Genomic DNA, 10,619 nt, shown 5'->3' with positions numbered 1-10,619 from the left:
GAAACGTACTTTCCAACCCAGCACTATCAAACGCGCTCGCACCCACGGTTTCCGTGCTCGTATGGCCACCAAGAACGGCCGTGCTGTCCTGTCGCGTCGCCGCGCCAAGGGCCGTAAGCGTCTCGCCGTCTAAATTTCGGTCTTGTGGTGAGTCGAGACTTCAGTCGGGAAAAGCGTCTCCTAACCCCCCGGCAATTCAAGGCAGTCTTCGACTCCCCTAGCGGCAAAGCTCCGGGCAAAAATGTCCTGCTGCTGGCGCGCAACAACGAACTTGATCACCCCCGTCTGGGATTGGTGATCGGCAAGAAGAGCGTCAAGCTCTCTGTTGAGCGCAATCGTCTGAAACGCCAGATCCGCGAATCGTTCCGTCTCAATCAGGACAACCTGGTGGGATGGGACATCGTGGTGGTTGCGCGTAAAGGCCTTGGTGATTTGGAAAACGTCGAACTGGCTCGTCAGTTTGGCAAACTCTGGAAACGCCTCGAACGCAGTAAGCCAAGCCCGGAAGCCGTCGCAACACCTGGGGTGAACGACAGTCCCCATGCGTAAACTGGTTTTGCTACCCATCCAGTTCTACCGCTACGCCATCAGCCCCTTGATGGCCAGCCACTGTCGTTTCTACCCAAGCTGTTCTTGCTACGCGCTTGAAGCCATTGAACATCATGGCGTCATGCGCGGTGGCTGGCTGACCCTGCGTCGGCTTGGCCGCTGTCACCCGTGGAATCCCGGTGGCTACGACCCGGTTCCCTGTGCAAAAACCTCCCGTTCCTCTTCGATGGCCGAATAATCATGGATATTCAACGCTCGATCCTGATCGTCGCCCTGGCAATCGTGTCCTATATGATGGTTCTCCAGTGGAACCAGGACTACGGTCAAGCTGCCCTGCCGACAGAAATTGCCGCGACCAGCAGCACTGTACCCGGCTTGCCGGATACCACTGCCAGCACTTCAACTCCAGCTGGCAGCGACGATATTCCGAGCGCTACCGCGGCTGTTGAACCCAGCGCCATCAGTGCTGCACCGGCTGCAGCCAACGATGAGCTGATTCGGGTGAAGACTGATGTGCTGGATCTGGCCATCGACCCGCGTGGTGGTGATGTGGTGCAACTGCGTTTGCCGCAGTATCCGCGTCGTCAGGATCGTCCGGATGTACCGTTCCAGTTGTTCGACAACGGTGGCGAGCGCACCTACCTGGCGCAGAGCGGTTTGATCGGCAGCAACGCGCCGGACAAATCCAGCGGTCGTGCTCTGTGGAGCAGCGAGCAGAAGAGCTATGAACTGGCCGATGGTCAGGATCAGCTGCAGGTTGACCTCAAGCTCAGCGAAGACGGCGTCAACTACATCAAGCGCTTCACCTTCAAGCGTGGTCTGAACGCTGAATGTTCCGCCAAGGAACAGCAGCAGAAGAAACCCGGCTGCGTTGATCCTTCGTCCTATCAGGTGACCGTCAGCTACCTGATCGACAACCAGAGTGGTCAGGCCTGGAGCGGCAACATGTTTGCCCAGCTCAAGCGTGATGGCAGCGACGATCCGTCCTCCACCACTGCGACCGGCACTGCGACCTACCTCGGTGGCGCACTGTGGACTACCGAAGAGCCGTACAAAAAAGTGTCGATGAAAGACATCGACAAACAAGCCTTCAAAGAAACCGTTCAAGGAGGCTGGGTTGCCTGGCTACAGCATTACTTCGTCACTGCCTGGATTCCAAGCAAAGACAGCACTAACCAAGTACAGACCCGTAAAGACAGCCAAGGCAACTACATTGTCGGCTTTACCGGCCCGGCCATTCAGGTTGCTGCCGGCGCTCAGGGTGAAACCAGTGCAGTTCTGTATGCCGGCCCGAAGCTACAAGGCCATCTGAAGACTCTGTCGCCAGGGCTTGAGCTGACTGTCGACTACGGCATTCTGTGGTTCCTGGCTCAGCCGATCTTCTGGCTGCTGGAAGTTATCCACAACCTGCTCGGCAACTGGGGCTGGTCGATCATCATGTTGACCGTGATTATCAAGCTGATCTTCTTCCCGCTGTCCGCCGCCAGCTACAAATCCATGGCGCGCATGCGTGCCGTTGCACCGAAACTCGCTCAGCTGAAAGAGCAGCACGGTGACGATCGCCAGAAGATGTCCCAGGCGATGATGGAGCTGTACAAGAAAGAGAAGATCAACCCGCTGGGCGGCTGCTTGCCGATCCTGGTGCAGATGCCGGTATTCCTCGCGCTCTACTGGGTGCTGCTGGAATCCGTGGAAATGCGCCAAGCACCGTGGCTGCTGTGGATAACTGACCTGGCGATTAAAGACCCGTTCTTTATCCTGCCGATCATCATGGGCGCAACCATGTTTATCCAGCAGCAGCTCAACCCGACGCCGCCGGACCCGATGCAAGCCAAGGTGCTGAAGATGATGCCGATTATCTTCACCTTCTTCTTCCTCTGGTTCCCGGCTGGTCTGGTGCTGTACTGGGTGGTCAACAACGTCTTGTCCATCGCCCAGCAGTGGTACATTACCCGCAAGATCGAAGCCGCAGCCAAGGCCGCAGACGCCTAAGCAGTGATTGCTTCTAAGCTGTAACAAACGCCCCTTTTCAGGGGCGTTTTGCTATGTCGTATTCAGGAGAAGCGCATGCCACCCGTTGCTGAAACCATTGCCGCCGTCGCCACCGCACAGGGCCGAGGTGGCGTTGGCATCGTGCGAGTTTCCGGGCCGCTGGCCAGCACATTGGCGCAGGCGATCTGCCACCGCGAGCTGCAACCGCGTTACGCCCACTACGGGCCGTTCTTCGCTGATGCCAAGCAGGTAATCGACGAAGGCCTGGCCCTGTACTTTCCCGGCCCCAACTCCTTTACCGGCGAAGACGTGCTGGAACTGCAGGGCCATGGCGGCCCGGTGGTGCTCGACCTGTTGCTGCGCCGCTGTGTACAACTCGGCGCACGCCTGGCGCGCCCTGGTGAATTCAGCGAACGCGCGTTTCTCAATGACAAACTCGATCTGGCCCAGGCCGAAGCAATTGCCGACCTGATCGAGGCCAGCTCCGAGCAGGCCGCGCGCAATGCCCTGCGCTCGCTGCAGGGCGAGTTCTCCCGTCGCGTGCACGGCCTGACCGAACGGTTGATCAGCCTGCGCATCTATGTCGAAGCGGCCATCGACTTCCCCGAAGAGGAAATCGACTTTCTCGCCGATGGCCACGTACTCAACCTGCTCGATGGCGTGCGTGCTGACCTCGCCGGCGTGCTGCGTGAGGCCGGCCAAGGTGCCCTGCTGCGCGATGGCATGACCGTGGTGATCGCCGGTCGGCCCAACGCGGGGAAATCCAGCCTGCTCAATGCCCTGGCCGGTCGCGAGGCCGCCATCGTTACCGAAATCGCCGGCACCACTCGCGACGTGCTACGTGAACATATCCACATCGATGGCATGCCGCTGCATGTAGTGGACACCGCCGGCTTGCGTGATACCGAGGATCAGGTCGAGCGTATCGGCGTCGAGCGTGCGCTGAAGGCTATTGGTGAAGCCGACCGCATCCTGCTGGTGGTGGATGCCACGGAGCCGGAAGCCGACGACCCCTTTGCCCTGTGGCCGGAGTTTCTCGACCAACGCCCTGATCCGGCCAAGGTCACCCTGATTCGCAACAAAGCCGACTTGTCTGGCGAGTCGGTGGTGCTGGAAGTCTGCAATGACGGCCACGTCACCATCAGCCTGTCAGCTAAATCTACAGAGGGACTGGATCTGCTCAGGGAACATCTCAAGGCCTGTATGGGTTATGAACAGACCTCAGAGAGCAGCTTCAGTGCGCGCAGACGGCATCTGGAAGCATTGCGTCAGGCCTCCACACATCTGGAACACGGCCATGCTCAGCTGACCCTGGCCGGCGCTGGCGAACTGCTCGCCGAAGACCTGCGCATGGCCCAACAGGCCCTGGGCGAAATCACCGGAGCGTTCAGTTCCGATGACCTGCTGGGGCGGATTTTTTCCAGCTTCTGTATCGGCAAGTAGGATGGGGCGGGCCGCGTAGGTTAGCGACGCAGGACACCTAACCTGCGAGCAACACAAGTCCTCCCGTGTCGCGTAACCCATCATGACGTGGTGCATTCTGATGGGTTACGGCGCATCTAATCATGCGCTGTATCCGCAATTTCCTCCCTGCGCCTAACCCATCCTACGTCCTGAAATACCTTTTTATGCCCATCAGGCAGGCACCCGCGTGGCCGAAAGGAGCTCACCAATCCACTTATTTATCCACCTAAGCCCTGTGGAAAACCCGGTCTAAGCCCTGCCTATAACCAGGTGATAAAACTGAGGATAACGGCCCCTGTGGATAACCATCAGTTTCATCCACAGCTTGCGTACGGCAACTGAACAGGCAGATGGCAGGATCAGCACAGACTTTTTAAACGCTGTAGCCACTGAATCTATTGCTCTGTAGCAATCTATCCACAGAAAAGCCGTTGCTAAGTAATAAACATATAAACAAGGCTTTATAAAAATTCTCTTCTTTATTCTTTATTAACCGACACACCTGAACAGCGCCCAAGCGAGCTGGCTATTTTTTGTGCAAAAGGCTTCTTTCACACCGGCTAAATCCCTATACTTGCCGCCTTTCCCGCTTTTCAACCCAAAAAGCCCCCCATTTCTCAACAGGCACGAGGTGCGTGGTGGATTTCCCTTCCCGTTTTCAGGTGATCGTCATCGGCGGCGGTCATGCCGGTACAGAAGCTGCGCTGGCAGCTGCACGCATGGGGGTAAAAACCCTGCTGCTGACCCATAACGTGGAAACACTCGGGCAGATGAGCTGCAACCCGGCGATTGGCGGGATCGGCAAGAGCCACCTGGTCAAGGAAATCGACGCGCTCGGCGGCGCCATGGCTGAAGCCACCGACAAAGGTGGTATCCAGTTCCGTGTACTGAACAGCCGCAAGGGCCCAGCGGTACGCGCCACTCGCGCCCAGGCTGATCGCGTGCTGTACAAAGCCGCTATTCGCGAAACCTTGGAAAACCAGGCCAACCTGTGGATATTTCAGCAGGCAGCCGATGACCTGATCGTCGAAAACGACGAAGTCAAAGGCGTAGTTACCCAGATGGGCCTGCGTTTCCTCGCGGATTCCGTGGTGTTGACCACGGGCACCTTCCTCGGTGGACTTATCCACATCGGTCTGCAGAACTACTCCGGCGGCCGCGCTGGCGATCCTCCTTCGATTGCACTTGCGCAACGTCTACGTGAGTTACCGCTGCGCGTTGGTCGCCTGAAAACCGGTACGCCACCACGCATCGATGGCCGTTCGGTGGACTTCTCGGTAATGACCGAGCAGCCGGGCGATACACCAACCCCGCTGATGTCGTTCCTCGGTCGCGCGGAACAGCAACCACGCCAGGTCAGCTGCTGGATCACTCACACCAACGCGCGTACCCACGAAATCATCGCGGCCAACCTTGATCGCTCGCCGATGTATTCGGGCGTGATCGAAGGTGTCGGCCCGCGTTATTGCCCGTCGATCGAAGACAAGATCCACCGCTTCGCCGACAAGGACAGCCATCAGGTATTTATCGAGCCCGAAGGCCTGAATACCCATGAGCTGTACCCGAATGGCATCTCCACCTCGTTGCCGTTCGATGTGCAATTGCAGATCGTGCGCAGCATCCGTGGCATGGAGAACGCGCATATCGTGCGTCCCGGCTACGCCATCGAGTACGACTACTTCGACCCGCGTGATCTCAAGTACAGCCTGGAAACCAAGGTGATTGCCGGGCTGTTCTTTGCCGGGCAGATCAACGGCACCACCGGTTACGAAGAAGCCGGCGCGCAAGGTTTGCTCGCGGGCTGCAACGCCGCGTTGCGCGCCCAGGGCAAGGACAGCTGGTGCCCGCGCCGCGACGAGGCCTACATCGGCGTATTGGTCGACGACCTGATCACCCTGGGTACCCAGGAGCCGTATCGCATGTTCACTTCGCGCGCCGAATACCGGTTGATCCTGCGTGAAGACAACGCCGACCTGCGCCTGACCGAGAAAGGCCGCGAGCTGGGTCTGGTCGATGACGTACGCTGGGCCGCGTTCGAAACCAAGCGCGAAGCCATCGTGCAGGAAGAACAGCGCCTGAAAAGCACCTGGGTACGCCCGGGTACGCCGCAGGGTGATGCGATTGCCGCTCACTTCGGCACGCCGCTGACCCACGAATACAACCTGCTCAACCTGCTGGCCCGCCCGGAAATCGATTACGCCGGACTGGTAACCATCACCGGCGGTGGTGCGCAGGACCCGCAAGTGGCCGAACAGGTCGAGATCAAGACCAAGTACGCCGGCTATATCGACCGCCAGCAGGACGAAATCGCCCGCCTGCGCGCCAGTGAAGACACCAAGTTGCCGCTCGATATCGACTACGCGGGGATTTCCGGGTTGTCCAAGGAAATCCAGCACAAGCTCGGCAACAGCCGCCCGGAAACTCTAGGCCAGGCCTCGCGGATTCCCGGCGTTACCCCGGCAGCGATTTCCCTGCTGCTGATCCACCTGAAAAAGCGCACTGCCGGTCAGCAGTTGGAGCACAGCGCCTGATGTCGTTGGTTACCGCACGTCACGCCGAAGAACTGAACCAGGGCGCTCTGGAGCTGGGTGTCGAACTCAGCGCGCAGCAGCACGAACAGTTGCTGGCCTATCTGGCTCTGCTGATCAAGTGGAACAAGGCCTACAACCTCACCGCCGTGCGCGATCCGAATGAAATGGTGTCGCGCCATCTGCTCGACAGCCTGTCTGTGGTGCCTTTCGTCACCGCGGCTGGGGATAACTGGCTGGATGTCGGCAGCGGCGGCGGCATGCCGGGCATTCCGCTAGCCATCCTGTTTCCCGAGCGGCAGTTCACCCTGCTCGATTCGAACGGCAAGAAGACCCGCTTCCTGACTCAGGTGAAGCTGGAGTTGAAACTGGCCAACCTGCAAGTTATCCACAGCCGTGTCGAAGAGTTCACCCCGACTGTGCCGTTCAGCGGCATCTGCTCGCGGGCATTCAGTTCGCTGGAAGATTTCAGCAACTGGACCCGTCATTTGGGCGATGGCCATACCCAGTGGCTGGCGATGAAAGGCGTACACCCGGATGACGAGCTGCAGGCCCTGCCAGCGGACTTTCGTCTCACCGCCACTCATGTACTCAAGGTTCCCGGTTGCCAAGGTCAGCGCCATCTGTTGATACTGCGTCGCTCGGTTTAGGGGGAACGCAGCATGGCTAAGGTATTCGCAATCGCTAACCAGAAAGGCGGCGTGGGCAAAACCACCACCTGCATCAATCTGGCTGCCTCGCTGGTGGCAACCAAGCGCCGTGTACTGCTGATCGACCTCGATCCCCAGGGCAACGCGACCATGGGCAGCGGTGTGGATAAGCACGGCCTGGAGCATTCGATCTACGACGTGCTGATCGGCGAATGCAACCTGGTCGATGCCATGCAGTTCTCCGAGCACGGTGGCTACCAGCTGCTGCCGGCCAACCGCGACCTGACCGCCGCCGAAGTCTCGCTGCTGGAAATGAAAATGAAGGAAAGCCGCCTGCGTTATGCGCTGGCGCCGATCCGCGAGAATTACGATTACATCCTCATCGACTGCCCACCGGCGCTGTCGATGCTGACGATCAACGCCCTGGTCGCCGCCGATGGGGTGATTATCCCCATGCAGTGTGAGTACTACGCGCTGGAGGGCTTGAGTGATCTGGTCAACAGCATTCAGCGCATCGCCGAAATCTTGAACCCCAAGCTGAAGATCGAAGGCCTGCTGCGCACCATGTACGACCCGCGCATCAGCCTGACCAACGATGTGTCGGCGCAGCTCAAGCAACACTTCCCTGACCAGCTGTACGACGTGGTCATCCCGCGTAACGTGCGCCTGGCCGAGGCGCCAAGCTTTGGCATGCCGGCGCTGGTGTATGACAAGCAATCCCGTGGTGCCATTGCCTACCTGGCGCTGGCCGGCGAATTGGTACGCCGCCAGCGCGCAAGTGCCCACACCGCAACCGCATAAGGAAATACCCATGGCTGTGAAAAAACGAGGACTGGGACGCGGTCTGGATGCCCTGCTGGGCGGCACCAGTGTCAGCGCTTTGCAGGAAGAGGCCGCGCAGGTCGACAGCCGTGAACTGCAATACGTGCCCCTGGACCTGATCCAGCGCGGCAAATACCAGCCGCGTCGCGACATGGATGCCACTGCCCTGGAAGAACTGGCGCAATCGATCAAGGCCCACGGCGTGATGCAGCCGATTGTGGTGCGGCCGATTGGCGAAGGACGTTTTGAGATCGTCGCCGGTGAACGGCGCTGGCGTGCCAGTCAGCAAGCCGGCCTGGATAAGATCCCGGCCATGGTCCGCGAATTGCCGGATGAAGCCGCCATCGCCATGGCGCTGATCGAAAACATCCAGCGTGAAGACCTCAACCCCATCGAAGAAGCCATGGCCTTGCAGCGGCTGCAGCAGGAGTTCCAGCTGACTCAGCAGCAAGTCGCCGATGCGGTGGGTAAGTCGCGGGTGACCATCAGCAACCTGCTGCGCCTGATTGCCCTGCCGGAAGAGATCAAAACCCTGCTGTCCCACGGTGACCTGGAAATGGGTCATGCCCGTGCCTTGCTCGGTCTGCCGGCCGAACAGCAGACCGAAGGTGCGCGACATGTTGTCGCACGCGGCCTTACCGTGCGTCAAACCGAAGCACTGGTACGCCAGTGGTTGAACAGCAAAGAGAAGCCGGCGGCGGTGGTCAAAGCTGACCCGGACATCACCCGCCTGGAACAGCGCCTGGCTGAGCGCCTGGGCTCGCCGGTGCAGATCAAGCATGGGCAGAAAGGCAAAGGTCAGCTGGTGATCAGCTACAGCTCGCTGGATGAACTGCAGGGTGTGCTCGCCCACATTCGTTGAAACAATTGAGCGTGTAGCGACTAGTCGGAAATCACTACCCGGCAGTTGAATGGGGGGGGAAGCGCCCCTATACTCTGCGCGCATTTCGTCGGCACAAAGTATGCCAAGTTATTGATTTCAGGTGCCGACGCCCGAGTTCAGCTTTCAGGAAAACAAGATGGACGTTCGCACGCCGAATCGCCTGCCCTTCCATCGTCTGGCTGTTTTCCCGGTACTGCTGGTGCAACTGCTGGTACTGCTGTTGCTGGCCCTGGTGTTGTGGCAGTGGCAAGGCGCAGTGGCAGGTTACTCCGGGTTGTGTGGTGGCCTGATTGCCTGGCTGCCAAACGTGTACTTTGCCCACAAGGCGTTCCGTTTCAGTGGAGCGCGGGCTGCTCAAGCCATCGTCCGGTCTTTTTATGCCGGTGAGGCGGGCAAACTGGTTTTAACGGCAGTGCTGTTTGCACTGACCTTTGCAGGTGTGAAACCTCTGGAGCCGCTGGCGGTATTTGGCGTGTTCTTCCTGACCCAGTTGGTCAATTGGTTTTCACCCCTGCTGATGAAAACAAGACTTTTAAGACCTTAGCGCTCGAGGGATATATGGCAGCAGCAGAAACCGCTTCGGGTTATATCCAGCACCACTTGACCAACCTGACCTACGGTCAGCACCCGGTCAACGGCTGGAGTTTCGCCCACAACGCAAAAGAAGCTCAGGAAATGGGCTTCTGGGCATTTCACGTAGACACCCTCGCGGTGTCCGTCGTGCTTGGCCTGTTCTTTATCCTGCTGTTCCGTGCCGCTGCTAAACGCGCCACTTCCGGACAACCGGGCAAGCTGCAGAACTTCGTTGAAGTCCTGGTCGAGTTCGTTGACGGCAGCGTCAAGGACACCTTCCATGGCCGCAATGCTCTGATCGCGCCGTTGGCTCTGACCATCTTCGTCTGGGTCTTCCTGATGAACTTCATGGACCTGATCCCGGTAGATTGGCTGCCAATGCTGGCGGCAAAAATCTCCGGCGACCCGCATCTGTACTTCCGCGTCGTGCCGACCACCGATCCAAACGCTACTGTGGGCCTGGCCCTGTCGGTATTTGCCCTGATCCTGTTCTACAGCATCAAGGTCAAAGGCCTCGGCGGCTTTATCGGTGAGCTGACTCTGCACCCGTTCGGTAGCAAGAACATCGTGGTTCAGGCGTTGCTGATTCCGGTCAACTTCCTGCTTGAGTTCGTGACCCTGATCGCCAAGCCGATTTCCCTGGCTCTGCGTCTGTTCGGCAACCTGTATGCCGGCGAGCTGATCTTTATCCTCATCGCGATCATGTTTGGCGGCGGTCTGCTGCTGGGCGCGCTGGGTGTTGCCCTGCAGTGGGCGTGGGCTGTGTTCCACATCCTGATCATCGTGCTGCAGGCGTTCATCTTCATGATGCTGACCATCGTCTACCTGTCGATGGCGCACGAAGACAACCACTAAGGGCGCTCCGGCGCTCGCAGTGGACGCCCGCAAGGGCAACCAGAAGTACCGATTTTGCTTTACCGCTTTACCTTAGAAAACCTTAACCAATACGACATAAAAAGTCGGGAGGAAAGATGGAAACTGTAGTTGGTCTGACCGCTATCGCTGTAGCACTGCTGATTGGCCTGGGTGCCCTGGGTACCGCAATTGGTTTCGGCCTGCTGGGCGGCAAGTTCCTGGAAGGCGCTGCGCGTCAGCCGGAAATGGTTCCGATGCTGCAAGTGAAAATGTTCATCGTCGCCGGTCTGCTCGACGCCGTGA

The 10,619-nt window shown here is 58.9% G+C and carries 12 protein-coding genes; all 12 read left to right on the top strand.

All coding sequences use genetic code 11. The features are described 5' to 3' along the window. The coding region (gene rpmH, locus Q8O69_RS19545) for a 50S ribosomal protein L34 (RefSeq protein ID WP_305593846.1) at nucleotides 1-133 on the top strand (133 nt) is incomplete at its 5' end. An 11-nt stretch (nucleotides 134-144) separates the two neighbouring features. Beyond that, entirely contained in the window at nucleotides 145-549 is a 405-nt protein-coding gene (gene rnpA / locus Q8O69_RS19540; protein WP_370692692.1) for a ribonuclease P protein component, read from the top strand. Continuing rightward, nucleotides 542-787 carry a membrane protein insertion efficiency factor YidD gene (gene yidD, locus Q8O69_RS19535; RefSeq protein WP_275960026.1) on the top strand — a complete coding sequence of 82 codons (246 nt, stop codon included), beginning with the start codon at nucleotides 542-544 and terminating at the stop codon, nucleotides 785-787. Before rnpA ends, yidD begins: the two co-directional genes overlap by 8 nt. A gap of 2 nt (nucleotides 788-789) precedes the next feature. Continuing rightward, on the top strand, nucleotides 790-2,541 hold the full coding sequence (gene yidC, locus Q8O69_RS19530) for a membrane protein insertase YidC (protein ID WP_305593844.1): 1,752 nt from the start codon (nucleotides 790-792) through the stop codon (nucleotides 2,539-2,541). Nucleotides 2,542-2,616: 75 nt separating this feature from the next. After that, the gene (mnmE, locus tag Q8O69_RS19525) at nucleotides 2,617-3,984 is read left to right on the top strand and encodes a tRNA uridine-5-carboxymethylaminomethyl(34) synthesis GTPase MnmE (RefSeq protein WP_305593842.1); all 1,368 of its coding nucleotides are present in this window, start codon (nucleotides 2,617-2,619) and stop codon (nucleotides 3,982-3,984) included. 659 nt (nucleotides 3,985-4,643) lie between these two features. Further along, complete coding sequence (mnmG, locus tag Q8O69_RS19520) at nucleotides 4,644-6,536, top strand: tRNA uridine-5-carboxymethylaminomethyl(34) synthesis enzyme MnmG (RefSeq protein WP_170050576.1); 1,893 nt, start codon at nucleotides 4,644-4,646, stop codon at nucleotides 6,534-6,536. Then, on the top strand, nucleotides 6,536-7,183 hold the full coding sequence (gene rsmG, locus Q8O69_RS19515) for a 16S rRNA (guanine(527)-N(7))-methyltransferase RsmG (protein ID WP_305593840.1): 648 nt from the start codon (nucleotides 6,536-6,538) through the stop codon (nucleotides 7,181-7,183). Before mnmG ends, rsmG begins: the two co-directional genes overlap by 1 nt. 12 nt (nucleotides 7,184-7,195) lie before the next feature. After that, a complete protein-coding gene (locus Q8O69_RS19510; RefSeq protein WP_090254191.1) occupies nucleotides 7,196-7,984 on the top strand; it encodes a ParA family protein in 789 nt (262 codons plus the stop codon). 10 nt (nucleotides 7,985-7,994) lie between these two features. Beyond that, nucleotides 7,995-8,867, top strand: a complete 873-nt coding sequence (locus tag Q8O69_RS19505; protein WP_090378678.1) for a ParB/RepB/Spo0J family partition protein — start codon at nucleotides 7,995-7,997, stop codon at nucleotides 8,865-8,867. 157 nt (nucleotides 8,868-9,024) lie between these two features. Then, entirely contained in the window at nucleotides 9,025-9,432 is a 408-nt protein-coding gene (locus tag Q8O69_RS19500) for a F0F1 ATP synthase subunit I (protein ID WP_275960031.1), read from the top strand. A gap of 14 nt (nucleotides 9,433-9,446) precedes the next feature. Then, nucleotides 9,447-10,316: a F0F1 ATP synthase subunit A gene (gene atpB / locus Q8O69_RS19495; protein WP_305593837.1), complete on the top strand. Its 870-nt coding sequence runs from the start codon at nucleotides 9,447-9,449 to the stop codon at nucleotides 10,314-10,316. A gap of 116 nt (nucleotides 10,317-10,432) precedes the next feature. Next, the coding region (gene atpE, locus Q8O69_RS19490; protein ID WP_305593835.1) for a F0F1 ATP synthase subunit C at nucleotides 10,433-10,619 on the top strand (187 nt) is incomplete at its 3' end.

Source organism: Pseudomonas sp. (genome assembly GCF_030690725.1).
GTDB lineage: Bacteria > Pseudomonadota > Gammaproteobacteria > Pseudomonadales > Pseudomonadaceae > Aquipseudomonas.
Note: the sequence above shows the minus strand (reverse complement) of the source record. Positions and strands in the feature narration are given on the sequence as shown.

Coding starts and splice junctions, on each gene's coding strand:
- yidD (WP_275960026.1), top strand. CDS start 542: ATGCGTAAACTGGTTTTGCTACCCATCCAGTTCTACCGCTACGCCATC.
- yidC (WP_305593844.1), top strand. CDS start 790: ATGGATATTCAACGCTCGATCCTGATCGTCGCCCTGGCAATCGTGTCC.
- mnmE (WP_305593842.1), top strand. CDS start 2,617: ATGCCACCCGTTGCTGAAACCATTGCCGCCGTCGCCACCGCACAGGGC.
- rsmG (WP_305593840.1), top strand. CDS start 6,536: ATGTCGTTGGTTACCGCACGTCACGCCGAAGAACTGAACCAGGGCGCT.
- Q8O69_RS19510 (WP_090254191.1), top strand. CDS start 7,196: ATGGCTAAGGTATTCGCAATCGCTAACCAGAAAGGCGGCGTGGGCAAA.
- Q8O69_RS19505 (WP_090378678.1), top strand. CDS start 7,995: ATGGCTGTGAAAAAACGAGGACTGGGACGCGGTCTGGATGCCCTGCTG.
- Q8O69_RS19500 (WP_275960031.1), top strand. CDS start 9,025: ATGGACGTTCGCACGCCGAATCGCCTGCCCTTCCATCGTCTGGCTGTT.
- atpB (WP_305593837.1), top strand. CDS start 9,447: ATGGCAGCAGCAGAAACCGCTTCGGGTTATATCCAGCACCACTTGACC.